General features: G+C 39.6%; 22 protein-coding genes, 1 tRNA gene and 1 pseudogene. 18 read left to right on the forward strand and 6 right to left on the reverse strand.

From position 1 onward, the window contains the following. Positions 1–156: 156 nt before the first annotated feature. The 4 genes from icd to PGLA_RS09700 all read left to right on the forward strand — a co-directional run bounded on the left by icd (position 157) and on the right by PGLA_RS09700 (position 4062). Positions 157–1452, forward strand: coding sequence for an NADP-dependent isocitrate dehydrogenase (gene icd, locus PGLA_RS09685; protein WP_068532034.1), 1296 nt, complete (start codon positions 157–159; stop codon positions 1450–1452). Between the two features lie 22 nt (positions 1453–1474). After that, a complete protein-coding gene (gene mdh / locus PGLA_RS09690) occupies positions 1475–2416 on the forward strand; it encodes a malate dehydrogenase (RefSeq protein WP_068532036.1) in 942 nt (313 codons plus the stop codon). Positions 2417–2584: 168 nt separating this feature from the next. Then, the gene (locus PGLA_RS09695; RefSeq protein ID WP_068532038.1) at positions 2585–3010 is read left to right on the forward strand and encodes a hypothetical protein; all 426 of its coding nucleotides are present in this window, start codon (positions 2585–2587) and stop codon (positions 3008–3010) included. Positions 3011–3195: 185 nt separating this feature from the next. Further along, on the forward strand, positions 3196–4062 hold the full coding sequence (locus tag PGLA_RS09700; protein WP_068532040.1) for an SDR family oxidoreductase: 867 nt from the start codon (positions 3196–3198) through the stop codon (positions 4060–4062). Between the two features lie 169 nt (positions 4063–4231). Here PGLA_RS09700 and yfbR read toward each other — a convergent pair whose 3' ends face one another. Beyond that, complete coding sequence (gene yfbR / locus PGLA_RS09705; RefSeq protein ID WP_068532042.1) at positions 4232–4828, reverse strand: 5'-deoxynucleotidase; 597 nt, start codon at positions 4826–4828, stop codon at positions 4232–4234. Between the two features lie 108 nt (positions 4829–4936). Here yfbR and PGLA_RS09710 point away from each other — a divergent pair, with 108 nt between their 5' ends. The 10 genes from PGLA_RS09710 to PGLA_RS09755 all read left to right on the forward strand — a co-directional run bounded on the left by PGLA_RS09710 (position 4937) and on the right by PGLA_RS09755 (position 15976). Continuing rightward, positions 4937–5917, forward strand: coding sequence for a bile acid:sodium symporter family protein (locus PGLA_RS09710; protein ID WP_068532044.1), 981 nt, complete (start codon positions 4937–4939; stop codon positions 5915–5917). Between the two features lie 53 nt (positions 5918–5970). Then, positions 5971–7767, forward strand: coding sequence for a two-component system histidine kinase PnpS (gene pnpS, locus PGLA_RS09715; RefSeq protein WP_068532047.1), 1797 nt, complete (start codon positions 5971–5973; stop codon positions 7765–7767). Positions 7768–7893: 126 nt separating this feature from the next. Beyond that, the gene (locus tag PGLA_RS09720) at positions 7894–8628 is read left to right on the forward strand and encodes a response regulator transcription factor (protein WP_068532049.1); all 735 of its coding nucleotides are present in this window, start codon (positions 7894–7896) and stop codon (positions 8626–8628) included. A gap of 202 nt (positions 8629–8830) precedes the next feature. Beyond that, a complete protein-coding gene (pstB, locus tag PGLA_RS09725; RefSeq protein ID WP_068532051.1) occupies positions 8831–9586 on the forward strand; it encodes a phosphate ABC transporter ATP-binding protein PstB in 756 nt (251 codons plus the stop codon). 38 nt (positions 9587–9624) lie between these two features. Further along, entirely contained in the window at positions 9625–10284 is a 660-nt protein-coding gene (phoU, locus tag PGLA_RS09730; protein WP_068532054.1) for a phosphate signaling complex protein PhoU, read from the forward strand. A 168-nt stretch (positions 10285–10452) separates the two neighbouring features. Further along, positions 10453–13113 carry a DNA polymerase I gene (gene polA / locus PGLA_RS09735; RefSeq protein ID WP_068532056.1) on the forward strand — a complete coding sequence of 887 codons (2661 nt, stop codon included), beginning with the start codon at positions 10453–10455 and terminating at the stop codon, positions 13111–13113. Between the two features lie 51 nt (positions 13114–13164). Further along, entirely contained in the window at positions 13165–13992 is an 828-nt protein-coding gene (gene mutM, locus PGLA_RS09740; protein WP_068532058.1) for a DNA-formamidopyrimidine glycosylase, read from the forward strand. Between the two features lie 134 nt (positions 13993–14126). Next, complete coding sequence (gene ytaF / locus PGLA_RS09745; RefSeq protein ID WP_068532060.1) at positions 14127–14810, forward strand: sporulation membrane protein YtaF; 684 nt, start codon at positions 14127–14129, stop codon at positions 14808–14810. A 9-nt stretch (positions 14811–14819) separates the two neighbouring features. Beyond that, on the forward strand, positions 14820–15416 hold the full coding sequence (coaE, locus tag PGLA_RS09750; protein WP_068532062.1) for a dephospho-CoA kinase: 597 nt from the start codon (positions 14820–14822) through the stop codon (positions 15414–15416). Then, positions 15413–15976 (forward strand): lytic transglycosylase domain-containing protein, encoded by a 564-nt coding sequence (locus PGLA_RS09755; protein WP_068532063.1) that lies wholly within the window; start codon positions 15413–15415, stop codon positions 15974–15976. Before coaE ends, PGLA_RS09755 begins: the two co-directional genes overlap by 4 nt. Positions 15977–16040: 64 nt before the next feature. Here PGLA_RS09755 and PGLA_RS09760 read toward each other — a convergent pair whose 3' ends face one another. Then, positions 16041–16256 carry an alpha/beta-type small acid-soluble spore protein gene (locus tag PGLA_RS09760; RefSeq protein WP_068532065.1) on the reverse strand — a complete coding sequence of 72 codons (216 nt, stop codon included), beginning with the start codon at positions 16254–16256 and terminating at the stop codon, positions 16041–16043. Positions 16257–16392: 136 nt separating this feature from the next. Between PGLA_RS09760 and nrdR the strand changes: the two genes are divergently transcribed. Both nrdR and PGLA_RS09770 read left to right on the forward strand, forming a co-directional pair. Then, the gene (gene nrdR / locus PGLA_RS09765) at positions 16393–16860 is read left to right on the forward strand and encodes a transcriptional regulator NrdR (protein ID WP_068532067.1); all 468 of its coding nucleotides are present in this window, start codon (positions 16393–16395) and stop codon (positions 16858–16860) included. 63 nt (positions 16861–16923) lie between these two features. Next, positions 16924–16999: transfer RNA gene (locus PGLA_RS09770), tRNA-Ala, on the forward strand. Between the two features lie 126 nt (positions 17000–17125). On the opposite strand, the gene PGLA_RS09775 is transcribed toward PGLA_RS09770, so the two are convergent. Together PGLA_RS09775 and PGLA_RS28865 are read right to left on the reverse strand one after the other, a co-directional pair. After that, positions 17126–18316, reverse strand: coding sequence for a tyrosine-type recombinase/integrase (locus tag PGLA_RS09775; protein ID WP_084410908.1), 1191 nt, complete (start codon positions 18314–18316; stop codon positions 17126–17128). Positions 18317–18561: 245 nt separating this feature from the next. Next, positions 18562–18741, reverse strand: a pseudogene (locus PGLA_RS28865) (transposase); the annotation flags it as partial. A 116-nt stretch (positions 18742–18857) separates the two neighbouring features. On the opposite strand from PGLA_RS28865, the gene PGLA_RS09780 reads away from it, so the two are divergent. Together PGLA_RS09780 and PGLA_RS09785 are read left to right on the forward strand one after the other, a co-directional pair. After that, positions 18858–19304, forward strand: a complete 447-nt coding sequence (locus PGLA_RS09780; RefSeq protein ID WP_068532071.1) for an acetyltransferase — start codon at positions 18858–18860, stop codon at positions 19302–19304. A gap of 100 nt (positions 19305–19404) precedes the next feature. Next, a complete protein-coding gene (locus PGLA_RS09785; protein WP_068532073.1) occupies positions 19405–20247 on the forward strand; it encodes a tyrosine-type recombinase/integrase in 843 nt (280 codons plus the stop codon). A gap of 207 nt (positions 20248–20454) precedes the next feature. Here the strand turns inward: PGLA_RS09785 and PGLA_RS09790 are convergent, their stop codons facing one another. Further along, positions 20455–21480, reverse strand: coding sequence for a sensor histidine kinase (locus PGLA_RS09790; protein WP_068532076.1), 1026 nt, complete (start codon positions 21478–21480; stop codon positions 20455–20457). Next, positions 21477–22148, reverse strand: a complete 672-nt coding sequence (locus PGLA_RS09795) for a response regulator transcription factor (RefSeq protein ID WP_068532079.1) — start codon at positions 22146–22148, stop codon at positions 21477–21479. The genes PGLA_RS09790 and PGLA_RS09795 overlap by 4 nt, the downstream gene beginning before the upstream one ends. Positions 22149–22253 lie beyond the last annotated feature (105 nt).

A 22253-nucleotide genomic window follows, 5' to 3' on the forward strand; every position in this document is an offset into this window, starting at 1 on the left:
CTACAAAAAACTAAGCTTATGCTTTCGAAGTAATTTTTTCGTAGAATTGACTTGGATGTTATGCTAATAAAAAAGATTATGCTTCCGAAGTAAGTTTTTTTCGAAGAATAATCATGAAGTAATACACAAAAAAACTTTTTAGGAGGATACAAATACATGTTTAAACTAGAAAAGTACGCACTTCCAACCGAGGGTGACAAGATTGAGATTCAAGATGGGGTACTAAAGGTTCCGAATTTTCCAATCATTCCGTTTATTGAAGGGGATGGAACAGGACGCGATATCTGGAAAGCTTCCAAACGTGTACTTGATGCTGCAGTAGATAAAGCTTATGGCGGTTCTAAGAAAATTGCTTGGTATGAAGTGTTTGCAGGTGAGAAAGCTTTCAATGAGTACGGAGAATGGCTTCCGAACGATACGTTAGAAGCTATCCGTGAATATATCGTAGCGATCAAAGGACCTTTGACAACACCAATTGGTGGAGGAATTCGCTCCTTGAACGTGGCGTTGCGCCAAGAATTAGACTTGTACGTATGTTTGCGTCCAGTTCGTTATTTCAAAGGTGTACCTTCCCCAGTTAAACGTCCTGATCTAGTAGATATGGTCATCTTCCGTGAGAATACAGAAGATATCTATGCGGGTATTGAATACAAAGAAGGTTCCGATGAAGTGAAGAAATTGATCACATTTCTTCAGGATGAAATGGGAGTGAAGAATATCCGTTTCCCAGAAACATCAGGGATCGGTATCAAGCCAGTATCTGAGGATGGCTCCAAACGTCTAGTGCGCGCTGCAGTTGAATATGCGATCGAGCATGGACGTAAGAGTGTAACGCTGGTACATAAAGGTAACATCATGAAATATACTGAGGGTGCCTTTAAGAACTGGGGATATGAAGTAGCTGAACAGGAGTTCGGGGATAAAGTATTCACATGGGCTCAATACGATATTATTAAGGAAAAAGATGGCGAAGAGGCAGCAAACGCAGCTCAGAATGAAGCTTTAGCGGCTGGTAAGATCCTTATTAAGGATGCTATTGCTGACATCGCTTTGCAACAAGTTCTAACACGTCCGACTGACTTTGATGTGATTGCTACACTAAACCTGAACGGTGATTATCTATCTGATGCTCTTGCAGCGCAGATTGGTGGAATTGGTATTGCTCCAGGAGCTAATATCAACTATCTTACTGGACACGCTATTTTTGAAGCTACGCATGGTACAGCTCCGAAATATGCAGATAAGGATCTTGTTAATCCAGGTTCAGTTGTTCTATCGGGCGTTATGTTGCTTGAGCATTTGGGTTGGAAGGAAGCAGCAGATCTTATTTATAAAGGTATGGAGACTTCCATTAACGATAAGATTGTTACTTATGATTTCGCTCGTCAAATGGATGGCGCTACAGAAGTTAAATGTTCAGAGTTCGCAGATCAAGTTATTAAAAATATGTAGTCATATAGGGGAGCATTTGATTATGGGATTAAAGAGAAATAAAATATCCGTGGTTGGTGCTGGATTTACCGGTGCTACAACTGCACTAATGTTAGCGCAAAAGGAACTTGGGGATGTTGTATTAATTGATATTCCTCAGCTTGAGAACCCAACTAAAGGTAAGGCGCTTGATATGATGGAAGCGAGTCCTGTTCAAGGATTCGATAGCCAAATTATCGGTACGTCTAACTATGAAGATGCAGCTGATTCCGATGTTGTTATTATTACGGCAGGTATTGCTCGCAAACCTGGGATGAGTCGTGATGACCTTGTGAATACAAATGCAGGGATCGTGAAGTCAGTTTGTGAGAATATTAAGAAATATGCTCCGAACTCTATCGTTATCATTTTAAGTAATCCTGTGGACGCTATGACTTATGTGGCATATAACGCTCTTGGATTCCCTAAGAATCGTGTCATTGGTCAATCGGGCGTTCTTGATACAGCGCGCTATTGTACGTTCATTGCACAAGAGTTGAATGTATCTGTTGAAGACGTTCGTGGATTTGTATTAGGTGGACATGGAGATGACATGGTACCTCTAGTTCGCTATTCAAGCGTTGGTGGAATTCCGATTGATACACTAATCAGTTCTGAGCGTATTGAAGCGATCGTTCAACGTACACGTGTAGGTGGCGGCGAAATCGTAAACTTACTGGGTAACGGTAGTGCTTATTATGCGCCTGCAGCGTCCTTGGTACAAATGACGGAAGCTATTTTGAAGGATAAGAAACGTATTATTCCAGTTATTGCTTTGCTTGAAGGAGAGTATGGCTACGACGGCCTATTTATGGGCGTACCTACGATTCTTGGTGGGGATGGAATTGAGAAGATATTTGAACTAGAGTTGACTGCTGATGAGAAATTAGCATTGGAAAAATCGGCCGATTCTGTTCGAAATGTTATTTCGGTGGTTACGGTCTAATAGAAATGTAATAGTATAAGGTACAAGACACTGTAGAAGTGTCAAAGTTATGAAAGAAGAAGTCTCTATGTCTTTTAAAGACGTGAGACTTCTTTCTTTTCATTCATAGGTACGTTATACTTAGTGTGATAATTATCACAGAATACAGATTTTGGGAGGGTATTTTCTATGTGGACGATCATGAGTTTTGTACATATCTTAGGAGCATTATCAGTTGGGTTCTACCTGTTATTGCCGTTTATCGTGAGTAAGATGTCAACGTTGTCGTTGCCAGCTCAAGAAGGCACGGCTGTAGCGATTCGTAGTTTTAATATTTTCGCTCAAGTAGGGTTGCTAATTCAGTTTATTACGGGTGGCTATCTTATGTCGCAAGGTGATTATTCTGTAGCTTGGATGATTGTTACTTGTGTACTTATCATTGCCCTATTCGCAATTAGTGGAATGATGAGCAGACCATTGAAGTCAGCAGTTGCGAAAATCAAGGAAAAGAAAGATATTTCAGCTGAAGCAGGGAAATTGCGGATGATGAGTGCGATCCTCGCAGTTTGTCTACTTGTGATGGTATACTTCATGGTATTTAACACGGTCATTTAATACATTTTTTAAAAGAGAGAATGTCCTGTCATTTATTTCGGGGTATTCTTTTTTTTGTGTAAAAATAATAATTTCGAGATCCTGATCGTTCGATAATTTAATATTTGGAACAATTGTTGGTTGAAGAATAGTTGAGACGGATTGTTGTCATCCTAATAAAGATAGTTTTAGAAGGGAGAATGATCATGTCGGGACAACAACCTAAAAAAACCTTACCAGCACAGCACCAGAATCAACAGCCAGGAGTGGAGAGTAAGATGAATCCTCTTCCTATCTTCGAATCGCTAAACTACAAGGCGGCCGGGAAATTACAAGGGAAAGTAGCGATAATAACGGGAGGAGATAGTGGGATTGGGCGAGCCACTGCTGTTGCTTTTGCTAAGGAAGGAGCAGATCTGTCTGTTCTGTATTTGAATGAACATGATGATGCGTTGGAAACACAACGACAAGTGGAACAAGAAGGCCGAAAGTGCATTTTAATTGCTGGAGATATTGGAGATGAAGAGGTCTGTAAAGCTTCCGTTAAACAAACAATGGATCAGTTCGGACAAATCGATATTCTAGTCAATAATGCAGCTGAACAACATCCACAGCAAAGAATCGAGGATATTACGAAAGAACAATTGGAGCGGACGTTCCAAACGAATATATTTAGTATGTTCTACATGACCAAGGTGGTTATGCCACATCTGAAGAGTGGAAGTAGCATTATAAATACGGCATCCATTACAGCGTTTAAAGGGAATGCTACACTCCTTGATTATTCGGCGACAAAAGGTGCGATTGTTAGTTTTACTCGTTCCCTTTCAATGAACGTTATAGACAAGGGTATTCGTGTCAATGCCGTTGCTCCAGGTCCGATCTGGACACCACTGATTCCATCTACCTTTGATGCTGAGAAAGTGAGCGAGTTCGGTGGTAGTCAGCCAATGAAACGTCCGGGTCAGCCTGAAGAAGTAGCACCAGCTTATGTATATCTAGCTTCAAATGATTCCTCATATGTGAGTGGACAAGTGATCCATGTCAATGGTGGGGAAGTTGTGAACGGTTAAAGCTAGACGTAAGGCCCTTACCCGATATGTTATCAAGGGAAGGGCTTTATTTAAATATAAGAAAGTATATGTTTCACTCTTATACTAACGCTTATATTTCAACGCTAATCGTTGCTATGCGCGCCAAAGGACGGCATAGCCGCTTATGCTTGATTGTATTCGCTTAGGACTAGGAATGATACAACTCATCCAATGACATTTCAAAACTTGGTGCAATGTGTTGCAGGAAATAATCCATTTCAGGCATCTCCAATAGTTGCAACTTTTGATAGGTCTGCTTCTTTGCAACCTCAAATTCCCGATTCCCAGTAGCGACTTCTAAAGTACATTTGAGATAAGCGTCTAAACGATCTGCTGCTTTCACATACTTACATAACTCTTGTTCTTGAATATCTATTGGATCGGGGTTTAGTAATCCCTTATAGGTAGGTTGTAGCTCAGGTGGAGTCATGCTGAGTAGACGCATTGCTGCAATTCTTTCCATCTCACGGAAATTTGCAAGGAGAAGAGGATTATCATGTTTAACAGGGGTAGCAATATCCCCTATAAATACTTCACTAGCATCATGAAATAGAGCTAATGTTACAGCGCGTTCAGCATTTAATTCACGGTCGAAATAATGATTACCGATCATGCAGAGCATATGTGTGAGTAATGCGACATGGTAAGAGTGTTCTGCAACGTTCTCAGACATATTACTTCGCATAAGACTCCAGCGTTGAATATATTGTAGACGATACATATAAGCTGAGAAATGATAGTTCATAGAATCAATTACTCCTCTTGGATTCATATTGTTATGCTATTATAATACCAATGAATGGTTAACAAGAGATAGAATATATAAAATAACAGCATGAGTGAGGAGTTACTGATGAGGAGATGGGCGAATATCTTTACGTTATGGTATGAAAAATATATGTTTATCATTATACCGGGATCGCTGATCTTAGGATTTATATGTAGTCAGGTATTATTACCCTTCGTCTCTTGGACACCTTACTTGTTCGGTTATGTCACACTTGTGATGGCACTGGGGTGTGGGTTGGAGCATTTGAAGAAGGTACTGAAACGTCCAGCTCCTATCGTGCTAATCTTATTCTTGAGTCACATCGTTGCCCCACTCGTTGCATACGTTCTTGGATCGTTATTGTTTGGATCTCATTCAGATTATACCCTCGGGTTAGTCCTATTTACGAGTATTCCCCTTGGTGTTTCTTCTGTGCTGTGGGTTGGAATATCGCACGGGAACGTAGCATTAATGCTAGCCTTGGTCGTGTTGGACTCAGCGCTCAGTCCAATTGTCGTTCCTTTTCTCATCGAAGTTTTCTTTAGCGCTCAAATTAGTTTTGATAGCATGAAACTAATGAAAGATTTGTTTGTAATCGTTGTTCTTCCGACCTTGATCGGTGTTACTTTATATGAGTTGTCAGGTGGTAAGCTTAAGAAGATGACTGCACCAATAGCTATACCGTTATCTAAGGTCGGATTCACTTCTGTCGTTATCTTGAATGCGGCAGCTATTGCTCCACACATTGTCCAATTAAAAAATGATATGTTAGTTGTTATACCATCTGTTATTATCGTAGTGGCTATAAGTTACATTATGGGGTATTTCGGTTCTAATCTTTTGTGGAAAACGTCTAGAGAGATAAAGGTGACATTATCGTATGCGGCAGGTATGCGGAATATTTCGCTAGGCATGGTACTAGCGATGAGTTATTTCTCACCTAAGGTCTCAGTTCCAGTTGTCCTTGGAATTATGATTCAGCAACCGCTAGCAACACTTTTTCATACTTGTGTGAAGAGGTGGGCTCCATTACATAAGGAAGAAGAGTTCAAAATGATAGGCTAACGTCATACGAGTGAAGTGTATAACAAATTTGAACCAAGGAGCATGAGTGAGATATGAAGTCTTTTCGAACCAGATTGACCCTTATATTAATGATCATGATTGGTCTAACGATGATTGGTGCTGGAATGGCCATGGCCAAAGTATTTAAAAACTCACATATCATAGTGCTTGAGGAAAATATGGCCCGGGAAATAAAACTGCTAGGTAATACCCTTGATTTTCGCTCAACTGAAAATGAAGAAGTGATTCAATACTATACCAAAGAAGCTCACGAAATCGGGAACTTAATTGACTCGAGGGTCACTTTTATTAATCACAACGGAGATGTCATTGGCGATTCTGAGAAAGATCCACTGATGATGGATAACCATCTCAATCGTGAAGAAATTGTGGCAGCTGCGAAGGATGGTGTTGGACACATCATAAGATACAGTAGTTCCCTTGGACAAAATATGTTATATGTTGCTGCTCCAGTCAAAGTGGACAATGTATTTGATGGATATATTCGACTATCCGTTAGTCTAGCATCAATAGATGAAGGTCTAGAGCGTGGTTGGACACTTATGGCTGTGTGGCTACTTATTTTATTTGTGATTGCTGCACTGGTCAGTTATCGTATGGCTACGAGCTTAACCTTGCCGCTCGAGAAAATTATTAAAGTTGCGAGGAGAATCACGCAACTCGATTATGACGCGCGTGTACAATTAGAGCGCCATGACGAAGTGGGGCAATTGGGAAAAGCTATTAATGCGATGGCAGATAGCTTGCAGAACCAACTTAAAAGAATACGTGATAATGAGGATTTAATTCAGAGCGTATTGGACAATATGACCAGTGGAATATTGATGATTGACGTAAAAGGAAATATTGCCGTTATTAATCCGGCAGCGGAAGGCATGCTCAAAGTTAAAAGTGAGCAGGTCTTAGGTAAATCATATATGGATATGAAACAACAATATGAATTATCTAAAGTTTTGAAAGAGGGAATATCATTACGTATTGCTATCCATGAAGAACGTACCTTATATTATCCCGATGAGAAAATGATACGAATAGATGGCGTGCCCATGTTAGATGAAGAAGGTTCCTACAAAGGAATATTGTTCTTACTACAGGATATATCCGCCATTCGCAGATTGGAGAACATGCGCAGTGAATTTGTTGCTAATGTATCTCATGAGTTGAAGACACCGATTGCCGCAGTTAAAGGGTTCGCTGAAACATTGCTTGGTGGTGGAGTGACTGATGAAAAGACTGCACGATCATTTCTGCAAATTATATATGACGAGAGTGAACGTTTGAACAGACTTATTAGCGATATTCTAGATCTTTCTAAGATTGAATCTAAACGTATTCCTATGGATAATTCACCGGTTCATTTAACATCATTCTTTACGTCGGTGATGGAAACGATAACAACGATGGCAGACAAAAAGGGAATTAGCTTGCAAACGGATATTCCTGACGAATTATTTATCGAAGCGGATGAGGATAAGCTGAAGCAGATATTCTTAAATCTCTTATCGAATGCAATTAATTACACGCAGGAGGGGGGGCAAGTCAAGGTTATTGTTCGTCACTTAGAACATGATCATGGTGAGGATCGTATACAATTTACTGTGAGTGATACTGGGTTGGGTATTCCTAAAAAAGATCTACCGCGGATATTTGAACGTTTCTATCGTGTGGATAAAGCTCGTTCACGTGGTTCAGGTGGAACGGGTCTAGGACTATCCATAGTGAAACATTTAGTTGATTTGCATAAAGGTCAATTATCGGTAGACAGCGAACTTAATATCGGCAGTACGTTTACTGTAGAATTACCTCTGTTACAGGAACATGAGGGATAGAATATTTAAGTAACATTGTATAAATGAATATTTCTTAGTTTACACTCCCTTAACATTAGGGTGTTATGATGATAAAGTTGAACTAGCATCTATCTATTATAGATGATACATGAATGGAGGTCCCATATGTCACAACGATTGTTGGTCATTGAGGATGAGCCGACATTGGCCAGACTATTATCTTATAATTTGTCGCAAGAAGGTTATGATGTAACCATGGAAGACCATGGTACGGCTGGTTATGAGCGAGCATCTAAAGAATCTTTTGACTTAATTTTACTAGATCTAATGTTACCAGGTATGAATGGGATTGATATTCTTAATAAACTGCGCACACAAGGTGTAGTAACACCCGTTATCATTCTGACAGCGAAGAACGGGGAAGAGGAAGTTGTTCAAGGGCTTAAATCAGGTGCGGATGATTATATTACGAAGCCTTTTGGTGTCTCAGAACTTCTTGCTAGAGTTAGTGCTGTGATGAGACGGGTGTCGGGGAAACCGGAGGAAGTAAGGAATACGACACAGACTTCGACATCTATGATCTCATTAGGTCAGTTGGAGATATTCCCTGAGAAATATGAAGTGACATTGGGAGGACAAAGCATTAACTTACGTCCCAAAGAATTCGAAGTATTATTGTATCTAGCCCGTAAGCCAGGGGTCGTTCTTACAAGAGATGACTTAATGAATGAGGTATGGGGCTTTGATTATATCGGGGGCCAGAGAACCGTGGATGTACACGTCAGCTCACTCCGTAAAAAGCTCGAACTTGATCCTGAATCCGTACATATCGATTCCATTCGAGGTGTTGGATACAAGTTAGTTGTCAGTAAGAAGAGAAATGCTCATCAGTCAGTATGATTGGATGAGCATTTCCTTTTTTTATATGAAAGATGGTCGATTAAAGTGCGACAGGGCTGTGTGATCATTCGATTTATATTATTGGAGATATAAGTTAATGATATATTTTACACAGAGTTTACAATCATGGGACACAGCATTTACATAATAGCTGTAATATTAATGAGAATATCACGTAAAGATAAGGAGATATGATAATTAAATGGAAGATATTATCCATATTAAGCAATTGAATCTATTCTACGAAGCTTTCCATGCGCTAAAGGATGTAGATCTCAATATCCCTGAAAAAGCAATTACGGCCTTCATTGGGCCATCCGGCTGTGGTAAATCTACATTGTTACGTACCTTGAACCGTATGAATGATATGATCTCTGGAACTCAAATTGTTGGGTCTGTCAAAATTAACGGTAAAGAAATATATGGTGAAGATGTGCATGTTGAGGCTCTTCGTAAACAGGTTGGAATGGTATTTCAGCAACCGAACCCTTTTCCTAAATCAATATATGATAATATTGCTTATGGTCCTCGCCTACATGGTGTTCGTAATAAAGCAGAATTGGATAACATTGTAGAACAGAGTTTACGTCAAGCTGCACTATGGGAAGAAGTTAAAGATTATTTAAAGCGTTCTGCTCTAAGTTTGTCAGGTGGACAGCAGCAGCGTTTGTGTATTGCGCGTGCACTTGCTGTACAACCGGATATTCTGTTAATGGATGAAGCAACTTCAGCACTAGATCCGATCTCAACACTCAAAATTGAAGAGTTGGTACAGGAATTGAAAGAATCCTACACGATTGTAATGGTTACTCATAACATGCATCAGGCTGCACGTGTATCGGGACGGACTGTATTTTTCTTGAATGGGGAAGTCGTGGAATCTGATGATACAAACATTTTGTTTACGAATCCTCAAGATTCCCGGACGGAAGACTATATATCAGGTAGGTTTGGTTAAAGTAAAATAGAAGCATTGATAGGAGGATGACAGAACAGATGATTCGGAGAATTGGATTAGATCAAGACTTGGAGGAGTTACGTTCATTATTACTTCGTATGGGCCAGCATGTTATTGAAGCATTGGAAGGTGCCATAACGGCACTGCATACTTTAGATATAGTTAAAGCACAACAGATCGTGAAAGATGATGTACTACTCAACGCTATGGAAGACCAGATTATGGATATCGGATCTCGTCTGATCGTTACACAGCAGCCTGTAGCTAAAGATTTAAGACGCATTATTGTTGCATTTAAAATCTCAAGTGATTTGGAGAGAATGGGCGATCTAGCTCTAGATGTGGCAAAGGTTACGATGCGCCTACAGGGACAACAATTAATTAAACCACTCGTGGATATCCCCAATATGGCAGCGATCGTTAAAGTCATGATTACTGAGGCTATTACATCATACCTTGATGAGAACACAGATCTTGCTTACAAGATGGCATTGGACGATGATAAGGTCGATCATTTATATGGACAAATCATTACTGAGCTATATGCTTATCTATCAGCACACCCAGAGTCAACATCTCAGGTTATGTTGCTTACATTAGTAGGACGATATATTGAACGAATTGCTGACCATGCTACGAATATTGGAGAAAGTGTTGTTTACCTGGTTACAGGGAAGCGACCGGATCTGAACCAATAATGAAGTGATTTATATCTAAGCACCGACTAAGGTCGGTGTTTTTTGTGTTTTTAGACTTAAAGTATAACGACAGAGGCCATAATGTTGAAGTATGGCGTACATTTTTCTCATTTTAGGGGGTCATATGGTATCATGAAATAACAATGTTGTATAAAGGGAAGGTGTTTTATGGATAAGCTAATTCTTATTGATGGTAATAGTATTATTTATCGCGCATTTTTTGCAATGCCGCCGCTTACAAATACAAAAGGACTGCACACAAATGCGGTATATGGATTTACGAACATGCTTTTACGATTGATTGAGGATTATAAACCAACGCATATGATGGTTGCATTTGATGCGGGAAAAATCACGTTCCGACATGAGGGTTATCAAGAATACAAAGGTGGACGAGAAAAGACCCCTCGTGAACTATCCGAGCAATTTCCTTTGTTAAAAGAGTTGTTACAGGGATTAGGAATTGCCCAATATGAGTTAAGTGGATATGAAGCGGATGACATTATTGGAACCATTGCTAAGGAAGCGGATCAAGCTGGACGTCAAGTGTTGGTGGTATCTGGAGATAAGGATATGTTCCAATTGGCATCTGAGCATGTACAGATCGGATTGACACGTAAAGGTGTTACCGAGATCGAAATCTATGCGCCTGAACAGATTCAAGAAAGATATGGTCTAGAGCCTCACCAAATTATTGATCTGAAGGGATTGATGGGTGATGCATCCGATAATATTCCTGGTATTCCAGGGGTCGGAGAGAAGACAGCACTTAAACTTCTGCATCAATATGGATCGGTAGAAGAGGTATTAGCAAATACACATGAGTTAAAAGGGAAGATGAAAGAAAAGATTGAGACGCATGCAGATGATGCGATCATGAGTAAGAAATTGGCGACCATATATCGTGAAGTTCAATTAGATAAATCATTGGATGAAATGATATTTAATGGTCTAGTTCAAGAAACTGCGGGTCCAGCACTTGCTAAATTGGAATTCAAATCACTCCTTGAACGTCTGTCTTTCTCTGGTGAAGCGGGATTGGAGGAAGGTGAAGTAGCTCAGCCTGCACTGAATGTCGAAGTGACGGTGACGGATAAGGAGAACATGGACGAGCTTATTGAACGACTTCCTAACATCAAAGTTCTACATGTAGAGACGTATGGCGATAACCCACATCGGGCAGAAATCATTGGTGTTGTATTCTCATCGGAGGATCGGCATGATTACGTGCCATTTGACCTTCTACTAACAGATCAAGCTGCACCGATTCTGAACTGGTTACAAGATCCTTCGATTCCAAAGCGAGGATATGACTTACATCGGATGGATCTTGCGTTACACTGGCATGGTATTGCATTTGCTGGGGTAATATTTGATGTACAACTTGCAGCATATCTGCTCGATCCAACAGAATCTAATCAAACGGTAAGCGCCTTGGCGTCCAAATATGGTTTAGACTCGATAGCCATTGAAGAAGATGTATTTGGTAAGGGGGCGAAATATAAGATTCCAGATGTTGAAATACTCAGTAATCACTTAGCACGTAAATCGGCCACGGTTCTCAGTATTATTCCGAAACAAGAGAAAGAATTGGATGAGACAAAGATGAAGTCTCTGTTCCATGACCTTGAGATGCCTCTTTCTCGTATCCTTGCGGATATGGAGAAGCAAGGTATTGAAGTTCATATGAGTGATTTACAAGAGCTAGGTAAGGAATTTGAAGCCCAAATTCATCGCTTGGAAGAAGAAATCTATAGCATAGCAGATACGAAATTCAATCTAAATTCCCCGAAACAGTTAGGTGAAATCCTATTCGTGAAGTTAGGTCTTCCTGTCGTAAAAAAAACAAAGACGGGTTTCTCTACCGATGCTGAAGTGCTTGAGAAGCTAGCACCGTATCATGATATCGTCCAGCTTATTTTGCAATATCGCACGATTGCGAAGCTGCAATCTACGTATGTGGAAGGGTTATTGAAGGAAATATCTCCGAAGACGGGTAAAGTGCATACGTACTATCGGCAGACTGTCGCTGCGACAGGTCGTTTGAGTAGTCAATTCCCGAATCTGCAGAATATTCCGATTCGATTAGAAGAGGGACGGAAAATCCGTAAAGTATTTGTACCTTCTGAGCCTGGGTGGTCTATTCTGGCAGCGGATTATTCCCAAGTGGAATTACGTGTGCTCGCACACATATCACAAGATAAAGGGTTGATAGAGGCGTTCACACACGATATGGATATTCATACGAAGACGGCTATGGATGTGTTCGGAGTGAAGGCTGAAGACGTTGACTCTAACATGCGTCGAGCTGCCAAAGCCGTGAACTTTGGTATCGTGTACGGAATCAGTGATTATGGGTTGTCCCAGAATCTTAATATTACGCGCAAAGAAGCGGCGAAATTTATAGAACAATATTTCGAAGTATTCCAAGGTGTACAACAATATATGGTCGATATCGTGAAGGAAGCGAAAGAGAATGGATATGTCACGACGCTTTTGGAAAGAAGAAGGTACCTTCCAGAAATCAATGCCAGTAACTTTAATCTTCGTTCATTCGCTGAACGGACTGCTATGAATACGCCTATTCAAGGGACGGCAGCAGATATCATTAAGCTTGCCATGATACACATGGAACAGGCACTTTCAGATAAGAAATTAAAGAGTAGAATGCTACTTCAGGTTCATGATGAATTGGTATTTGAAGTTCCAGAAGATGAGCTGGAGATCATGAAATCATTAGTGCCAGAAATCATGGGCAAAGCACTTCCGCTCGATGTTCCCCTGAAAGCAGAGGTAAGTTATGGTGGCAATTGGTATGAAGCGAAATAGTAGCCCAAAGGCTACAGAATTCCGTTATAATGGGATAGAGGTGAGTACATCATGCCGGAACTACCGGAAGTAGAAACCATAATAAGAACCTTAAATGTATTGGTAAAAGATAAAACCATTGATCATGTGAGTGTCCATTTGGCGCGGATTATTCAGCGTCCTGATGATATAGAGGAATTTGCATTTTTGCTTCAAGGACATACCATTTTGGGTGTAGAACGCAGGGGTAAATTTATACGGATTCTACTGGATGGACTTGTCATCGTATCTCATTTGCGGATGGAAGGGAGATATGGCCTTTATTCAAGTGAAGAACCTGTAGAGAAACATACGCATGTCGTTTTTCATTTCAATGATGGGACTGAACTTCGTTACAAGGATGTTCGACAATTTGGTACGATGCATCTTTTTGCGACAGGTGAGGATTTGGTGTCGTTACCTTTGTCTAAGCTAGGGTTAGAACCCTTAGATGAGTCTTTTACACTGGAGCAATTCAAGAAAATCTTAACAGGTAAAAAAACAAAGATTAAGTCAGTCTTACTAAATCAGGCATATGTCGTTGGAATCGGGAATATTTATGTAGATGAATCCCTATTTAAAGCAGGGATTCACCCGGAGGTAACGGCGGGCTCGTTGAATGAAAGCCAGCTTGAACGATTGCATACATCGATCATAAATATATTGTTAGAATCCATTGAAGCGGGTGGCTCCTCCATCAAATCCTACGTGAACGGTCAAGGAGAGATGGGGATGTTTCAACAACAGCTTCTTGTGTACGGTCGTGAGAATAAGCCTTGTGTAAATTGTGGTTCTATCATTGAGAAAACAGTCGTAGGTGGAAGAGGAACTCATTTCTGCCCGACATGCCAAATCCGTTAAAAAGTAATATTCATAAGAATGTGCACCCCTCGTTTCTTCCTCCATATAATATGGGAGGACGTATCGACTGTAGCGAAAGGCGTATCGAATTCGTAATTCGAACTTTTTCGCATGTGAGATAGGGAGGGAACAGGGTGCTCAGTCACATTGTTGCACTAACGTTGCTGGCTTTTGCAGTGAGTTTGGATAGTTTTGGAGTAGGGATTACATATGGATTAAGGCAGGTTAAAATCCCTCTACTCTCGATTCTGATTATTTCGGTTCTGTCAGGCGTTGTTATTGGTATTTCTATGCAGGTAGGTGTTCTGCTTGCATACTTTGTATCTCCTAAGATTGCTTCAGTTGTAGGGGCAATTATTCTCATCGTCATGGGACTATGGTCATTGGTTCAAATGCTTGTACAAAAAGAAAAAGATCAAGTGGTTGAACCGCTTAAAGTTGAGAAGATTGAGAAATTACCGAATCCTCCAGCAGAACGGCAAGTATTCTCTCTTGAAATTCGTAAATTGGGTCTTGTGATTCAAATATTACGTACCCCCTCATCGGCAGACGTGGATAAATCGGGAAGTATTTCGGGTTATGAAGCTATGTGGTTGGGTATTGCATTATCATTAGATGCATTTGGAGCAGGTCTAGGAGCAGCTCTTCTAGGGTTCTCTCCATTGCCCACATCGTTAGTTATTGCTTTATTTAGCGGCAGTTTTCTGGTCATGGGTATGAATGCAGGATTTCGTTTCGCTACAAAATCATGGACACGACATATGACGGCACTACCAGCGTTAATGTTAATAATAATGGGAATAATGAAGCTATTATGAGGTGAAATCATGAACATTGGATTAACCGGGGGAATTGCAACAGGTAAGAGTACGATAGCCTCCCTTCTAGTCAAGAAGGGAGCTATGCTAGTTGACGCGGATACCATTGCCCGGGATGTTATGCTCCCGGGTCACTCTGTTCTTGCTGCGGTAGCTGAATTTTTTGGACAAGGTATACTGCACGAGGATGGTACATTAGATCGTAAGAAGCTTGGGAGTATTGTGTTTGACGACAGAGAAGCCCTTAAGGTTTTGAATAATATAAGTCATCCTGCAATCCGTAAAGAGATTAGAAAACAAATGATGGATCTTGAGACAGCGTATCCTGAACGACTCGTTGTGGTAGACATCCCACTTTTATATGAATCAGGGCTTCAATCCATGTTTGAAGAAGTATGGGTGGTCTACGCGCCACGTAATGTACAGAAGGAACGTCTCATGATGAGAGATCTTTTATCAGCAGGACAAGCAGAAGCGAGGCTTCAGTCACAGATGGATATTGAGGATAAGAAAAGCTTAGCAGATCGAGTTATTGATAACAGTCATAGCTTAGAAGTAACGGAGCAACAATTGAACGAATGTTGGCTTCAAATGAGGTTGCCATGAAGCTTTTTCGCAAAAAAAGGGTACTCATGCTTTTGTTTATGACGTTCGTACTGTTACTATTTTTCAACAGTAATTGGATGTCTTGGTTTTATCCCATTCATTACAAAGAAGAAATTCAGTTGCAAGCTGAGGAATATGAGCTTGATCCATTCCTAATTGCTGCTATTATCCGTGTAGAGTCAAATTTTAAGCCAGGTAAGGAATCAAGCAAAGGCGCCCTTGGAATTATGCAACTTATGCCACGTACAGCGACTTGGGCTATGGAAATGGCGAGGATTCCTGAAGTTTCTCTGGATCGTATCAAACACGAAGTAGGTCCTAATATTCAGCTGGGTGCTTGGTATTTTGCTTCATTATCTAAGCAATTTGATGGCAATAGGACGCTTGCGATTGCTGCCTATAATGCAGGGCCTGGTAATGTACGAAGTTGGATGGATAAAGGTCTTTGGGATGGACAACTTGAAACAGTTAAAGAAATTCCTATTGACGAGACTAGGCATTATGTACAACGTGTATTATATTATTATGACAAATATACAGATATCTACGATGAGTTCTAAATAATGAACAAAAGGAGTGCTGGTCCAGCTTCTCGCCGGTCCAACACTCCATACCTTCATCAGATTAGCTGAATTGACCAGCTAATTGTTGTTCTGCAAGGGTTACCAAACGTTTAGTGATATATCCACCGATTGAACCGTTTTCATAAGAAGTCATGTTTCCTTGGTATCCATCTTGAGGAATGCTGATTCCAAGTTCCTGAGCAATTTCATATTTCATTTGTTCTAGGGCACCTGTAGCTTTAGTAACAACTAAGTTATTTGAACTGTTGTTTGCCATTGTCGTTCACCTCCTCGCTGTTTGTAAAAGTATTATGTGTTATATTTGCAATCTTCATAACTTTTTGCGGGTGGAAATTTTTATGGAATAAATATTGCTTTACGAAAACTCATGTGAAAAGGGAAGTGCTAACAGAATGAAATGCCCATATTGTAGCTATGCGGGAACCAAGGTGTTGGATTCACGCCCAGCCAATGAGAATAAATCAATACGACGCAGGCGTGAATGTGAACAATGTAGCCGGAGGTTTACAACTTTTGAAATGGTTGAGGAAGCACCTCTAATTGTGATTAAGAAGAGTGGTAATCGTGAAGAATTCAGTCGCGACAAAGTCATGCGTGGATTAATTAGAGCCTGTGAGAAACGTCCTGTATCGGTAGAACAATTTGACCTGATTGTCTCGGAAGTAGAGAAAGCATTACGTGACACAGCTGTAACCGAAGTGGATAGTCAACAGATCGGTGAATTGGTCATGGAGGAGTTATATCGGGTTGACGAAGTAGCATATGTACGATTTGCTTCTGTATATCGTCAATTCAAGGACATTAACATGTTCATGAAGGAACTGAAGAATCTTTTATCCAAAAGCACAACAGGGGAATAAGGATAAATCTATTGACATGACATTCATTTTTTGATAAATTAATGAATGTTGTTGTATACAAATGGGGCCTTAGCTCAGCTGGGAGAGCGCATCGCTGGCAGTGATGAGGTCAGGGGTTCGATCCCCCTAGGCTCCACCAAAACAAAAATTCCGAAACCCTTGAGAAATCAAGGGTTTTTCTGATTTTTTAGAGATATACCATTAAAGCAATAGCATCAAAATATATATCTTGGGGACGAATTGGGGACGAAAAAACTGTATGCCATTACGTACCGTTTTCTTTTGAGATAATTTCTGCTTTCGGGGACAATATAGTGTTGAATGTATTGGCAGCCGCCTGATCTATCGATTGTAGAGCGTGACCGTAAATATTCATTGTAGTACGGATATCTGCATGCCCTAGTCGGCTTGAAATCGTTTTAGAATGAACGCCTTGATTAATAAGTAAAGTTGCAGATGTATGACGCAAGTCGTGAAACCGGATTTTTTTTAAATTATTTCGCTTTAGGAATCTTCGAAACCATGTACCTGGTACAGTATGATAATACGGTTTTCCGTTCCAAGAGGTAAAAACGAAGAAGCGCTCTGTTTCCTCCCAAAGATCTCCGGCATTTTCTTTTGACATTTTGGCTTGATCTTGATAATTCTTCAATTCGGGTATAAGTGAATCGGGAATTGAGACTTGGCGGAATGAATTCTTAGTTTTTGGTACTTTGATTATATTCTTTCCGTCAACATAACTTAGTGACTGCACAACTTCTAGCATATGTTTCTCAAGATTGATGTGCTTCCATTCTAGGGCTAACAATTCTCCACGACGTAAACCAGTTGTAAGCGCTAGCGTAATCAGCATTCTCCAATGGTCTGGTTCATCCTGAAGGGCATATAACAACTTAGTGACTTCATTTTCGTTGTATACTTCTACAGAGGGCGGATCAATCTTAGGCCGCTTTATTGCTGTAACTGGGTTGTTTTTAATAATCCTCCATTCAACTGCACGATCAAGGATGTCTTTAATAACTCGATGAATGAAACGTATTGATGTTGATGAAAGTCCACCAAGCTTTCCATCCTTTCGAGCATCGAGAAGTTCAAGATCCATCATAAAACTAACTATATGCATGGGCTTAATTTGATCTAAATGTTTGTTTCCAAAAATAGGACAGATGTGATTTTTTAATAAATGGGCATAAGTTTCGAGAGTCTTCTTTTCAAGATGTTTTTTTCCGTATTTCTCTCTCCATTCGATTACGAAGTTGTTAAATGTCATTTTCTCGGGTGCAATATATTCACCTGCTTCGACTTCTACTTGAAATTTCGCAAGCTCCTTTTCCGCTTCTCGAATTCCTGAAGCTTTTATTGTTTTAGTACGTTTTATCCTTTTACCATCTGAACCATATCCTACTTCCACTATCAATCTATAAGAATCTTTACTGCGTTTTTCTATACTTGCCAACATAAACCCTCCTTTAAAATCACGTATAGGAAAGTTGTTTCCATATATTGTTTAGTTATACATGAAAGGAGCTTATCGCATTGATCTGAATGGTTGTAAATTTGTTCTTGGGATCTGGTGTGGCTCCTTCAATGACCTGAAAATTGTGATGTACAAGAAATTCTCATCACGTGCGTAGACAACTTAAAAGTTTAATGTATAATTTGAATTTGTGGTGGGTGATAATTAATAGAAATGATGGATTGTCAAGCCAAGTGCGACACTTCTTCCATGAAAGCTTCGTGAGCAGACTTCCAGCCTAGACATTTGCGCGGGCGATCGTTAATAAGGCGGATGGCTTCAGCAAGCTGCTTATCTGTGACCTTAGCGAAGTCATAACCTTTGGGAAAGAACTCCCGCAGAAGGCCATTACCGTTTTCATTAGTGGGATTAATTATCTTTACAAAAGCTTCCCTTTTCCACGTTTGACTCTGTATGATAGTACAGAAGATTTATCAAGGGGATTAATCTTTTAATAAATTAGAAATACGGAGGCTGAGTAATGCTAAACAAAATTGTCCCATATGAAGAAAACTATCATGATAAGTTAATAGATATTTGGTACAAGGCTGTGTGTCATACACACACATTTTTGACTGATGAGGATATTGAATTTTATCATCAGATGCTTCAAAACGGAGCACTAAAGGAAGTAGAGATTTGGTTGGAATTGAACGAAAATAAAGAACCAACAGGGTTTATTGGGCTTGACGGAACAAAGATAGAGATGCTATTCGTAGATCCCAAATATCACGGAAGGGGTATAGGTAGTCGATTGATAAAACATGCCGAAAAATTAAAAGGTAGCAATCTCCAAGTTGATGTTAATGAGCAAAACGATGGAGCGTACACATTCTATAAACGGTTTGGGTTTGTACAGATAGGACGATCGGAATTGGACAGTTCAGGACGACCTTTCCCCTTACTTCATCTAGTATTAAAAAGTTAAGCTAACGGGACACTTTACGTTAGTGCAATATAGTGATTAAACCCTTCCATTTCAAGATAACCTAGATCTAATAGGTTTATATAATTGGGAGGGTTTCTCTATGTACCTGAGTGAATTATGGAAGTTGTATGAAGTTGATAAACGGATTCAGGGATTCAGTCCGTACACATTAAAAGCCTACTCATTGCAATTAAAAATGCTGGTTGGCGAATTAGGTGATCTTAAGATTGAGGAAATTACTTTGCTAGAGCTTAAGGAATATTTAGCTAGACAATCCGGACGATTAAAGCCAAGCAGCTTAGGACATCGTATCAGATTTGTGCGCTCCCTTTTTCGCTTTGCCTATGAAGAAGGTTACCTTACGAAAAATCCCTCTCTTAAATTGAGAGAACCAAAGATGGATAAACGCATTCCGAAGTTTCTTATAGAAGAGGATGTGATTCATCTTAAGATTTCCTGTCTATCACATCGAGAACGAGCTTTGTTGGAATTTCTATATAGTTCTGGCTGCCGTGTTGGAGAGGTACAGAAAATAAACATTGAAGATCTTAACTGGGAAAATTGTTCAGCGATTGTAAATGGCAAGGGATCCAAACAAAGAGAAGTTTACTTTACCACCGAATGCAAGGTGTGGTTAAAAAAATACTTAAAGTGTCGCGAAGATTCCTGTAAAGCACTGTTTGTAACGGAAACACATCCTACCCGCCGAATGTCAATACCGACGATCAGATGGGCGTTAAAGCGGATAGCAAATCGGGGAGAGATTGAAGCTAATGTGTACCCGCACCGTTTTCGTCATACCTATGCATGTCAGCTATTGGATAACGGAGCACCCTTAGAATTCATTCAAGGGATGCTAGGACATGAAAAGGCATCGACCACTCAGATATATGCTCAGCTCCGTGGAGAGCGAAGACGCGAGCTATATCGACGGTTCTTCTAGTGTCTTCAAGTCTAGGTAGCCAATTTGGATGGCTATCTTGACTAAACTAACGGGCAGGTTAGAGCAATAGGTGAGTCGCTTGAATCTTGAGGGATTCTGGATAACGTTTAAACATCTGATCTTTCTGTCTGGAATAAAAATGGACCCCTAGATATTCATGTGATTAGATTAAGGGGTGCACTTCATCCTAAGGAATAAGCTCTTTTCTTATGTTTTAGTAATCGTATGATATTGATTTGTTTTTGGAAAATGTAATGTAACTCTCGTATATGCATTTTCTTTTGATTCAATAGAAATGTCATGTCCTAACTTATGAGAAAGACGTTTTGCTAAATATAAACCCAATCCAGTCGATTTGGTATGTAGTCGACCATTAAATCCTGTGAATCCACGTTCAAATACACGACCCATATCCTCAGCTTTAATACCAACGCCGTTATCTTGAATAATTAGGCGCTTTTCGTTGTCATCTTCTTCTCCAATAAACTTAATTTGCCCATGCTCATCTGTATATTTCAATGAATTTGCTACGAGTTGATCGACGATAAAAGAAAGCCACTTTGCATCGCTTTCCACTAGAACATGTAAATTTGTTCGTTCAAACTGAATACGCTTTGCAATAAACGTCCTGGCGTATTTTTTCATACTAGCTCCAGTAACAGTTTCTAAAGAAATTTCTTGAATGAAATAATCTTTTGAAAAAGAATCAAGACGTGAGTAATATAATGCTTGCTCTACAAAGTGATCAATTCTCTCTAGTTCATCTTCTAATTTACCAATAAGAATGTCAGCTGGTTTATCACTACGCATTAATAATTGGCTAGTTGCAATCGGTGTTTTAACTTCATGAATCCATGACATAATAAAGTCATGATACTCTTTCTTTTCCTCATGTAAAATGTACATTTGCTCTTGTTGCTCTAAGTACAGTTTCTTTAATATCTCTGTATATAATTCTTGCTCATACGTATGCGGATTCGGTATTGCAATGACAGTATCATGCTCTAACTGAAGAGCGATATTAAGCTCTTGATAAAACCTTATATGATATAAATAGCCTATTATAAGATAAATGAGAATAAAAATGGCACTAACAACATTGATGTACAAGAGATTCATCTTTGTACCGCTTATTTCATCACTCAAATAGATCATTGTAGAGATAAAGAACATAATCAAGAAGTAAAGGAGTAAAAAATTACGACGTTCTTTTATGTAACGAAAGATACTCATGAAATAATATAACCTAGTCCTTTCTTCGTATGAATAAATTCTTCTTTCCCAAGTTCGGAAAGCTTTTTACGTACGCGTGCAACATTAACTGTTAATGTATTATCATCAACAAAACTCTCATTTTCCCAAAGGCTGCGCATAATTTTGTCACGGCTTACAATTGATCCTCTATTTTGCATTAAAAGCAGTAGAATTTTAAATTCATTTTTTGTTAGTTCTAATATTTGATTATGGTACGTGACTACACCATCTTGTAAATTTAACACAACTTCTTCATGTTCAATAACATTTGCTTCCGTTTGTGTATACGAATATGTGCGTCGCATAAGTGCCTGAATCTTAGCAACTAACACATCAGGATAGAAGGGTTTTTGTACAAAATCATCTCCACCCATATTCATTGCCATTACAATATCCATTGGATTGTCACGAGAAGATAAGAAAATAATTGGTACTTTAGAGACTTCTCGAATTTTTCTACACCAATAAAATCCATCAAAAAAAGGAAGATTAATATCAAGTAAAACAAGTTGTGGAGTTTGCGCTAGAAAATCATTTAAAATATGCTCAAAGTCTGTCGTTGACCACACCTCAAATCCCCACTTCTGTAATTCGTCAGCTACTGTTTCTCGGATTGTTGGTTGATCTTCGACTAATAAAACTTTCATATTGGGTTTGCCTCCTATCAAGACTTTCACCTTACAAGATTGAAAGGATACTATTATACGTTGTAAGGTTGTCCTATGGTTCAGGTTATAAAAGTATCATACAAT

Source organism: Paenibacillus glacialis (assembly GCF_001637205.1).
Taxonomy (GTDB): Bacteria; Bacillota; Bacilli; order Paenibacillales; family Paenibacillaceae; genus Paenibacillus_AQ; species Paenibacillus_AQ glacialis.

Coding starts and splice junctions, on each gene's coding strand:
- icd (WP_068532034.1), top strand. CDS start 157: ATGTTTAAACTAGAAAAGTACGCACTTCCAACCGAGGGTGACAAGATT.
- mdh (WP_068532036.1), top strand. CDS start 1,475: ATGGGATTAAAGAGAAATAAAATATCCGTGGTTGGTGCTGGATTTACC.
- PGLA_RS09695 (WP_068532038.1), top strand. CDS start 2,585: ATGTGGACGATCATGAGTTTTGTACATATCTTAGGAGCATTATCAGTT.
- PGLA_RS09700 (WP_068532040.1), top strand. CDS start 3,196: ATGTCGGGACAACAACCTAAAAAAACCTTACCAGCACAGCACCAGAAT.
- yfbR (WP_068532042.1), bottom strand. CDS start 4,828: ATGAACTATCATTTCTCAGCTTATATGTATCGTCTACAATATATTCAA.
- PGLA_RS09710 (WP_068532044.1), top strand. CDS start 4,937: ATGAGGAGATGGGCGAATATCTTTACGTTATGGTATGAAAAATATATG.
- pnpS (WP_068532047.1), top strand. CDS start 5,971: ATGAAGTCTTTTCGAACCAGATTGACCCTTATATTAATGATCATGATT.
- PGLA_RS09720 (WP_068532049.1), top strand. CDS start 7,894: ATGTCACAACGATTGTTGGTCATTGAGGATGAGCCGACATTGGCCAGA.
- pstB (WP_068532051.1), top strand. CDS start 8,831: ATGGAAGATATTATCCATATTAAGCAATTGAATCTATTCTACGAAGCT.
- phoU (WP_068532054.1), top strand. CDS start 9,625: ATGATTCGGAGAATTGGATTAGATCAAGACTTGGAGGAGTTACGTTCA.
- polA (WP_068532056.1), top strand. CDS start 10,453: ATGGATAAGCTAATTCTTATTGATGGTAATAGTATTATTTATCGCGCA.
- mutM (WP_068532058.1), top strand. CDS start 13,165: ATGCCGGAACTACCGGAAGTAGAAACCATAATAAGAACCTTAAATGTA.
- coaE (WP_068532062.1), top strand. CDS start 14,820: ATGAACATTGGATTAACCGGGGGAATTGCAACAGGTAAGAGTACGATA.
- PGLA_RS09755 (WP_068532063.1), top strand. CDS start 15,413: ATGAAGCTTTTTCGCAAAAAAAGGGTACTCATGCTTTTGTTTATGACG.
- PGLA_RS09760 (WP_068532065.1), bottom strand. CDS start 16,256: ATGGCAAACAACAGTTCAAATAACTTAGTTGTTACTAAAGCTACAGGT.
- nrdR (WP_068532067.1), top strand. CDS start 16,393: ATGAAATGCCCATATTGTAGCTATGCGGGAACCAAGGTGTTGGATTCA.
- PGLA_RS09780 (WP_068532071.1), top strand. CDS start 18,858: ATGCTAAACAAAATTGTCCCATATGAAGAAAACTATCATGATAAGTTA.
- PGLA_RS09785 (WP_068532073.1), top strand. CDS start 19,405: ATGTACCTGAGTGAATTATGGAAGTTGTATGAAGTTGATAAACGGATT.
- PGLA_RS09790 (WP_068532076.1), bottom strand. CDS start 21,480: ATGAGTATCTTTCGTTACATAAAAGAACGTCGTAATTTTTTACTCCTT.
- PGLA_RS09795 (WP_068532079.1), bottom strand. CDS start 22,148: ATGAAAGTTTTATTAGTCGAAGATCAACCAACAATCCGAGAAACAGTA.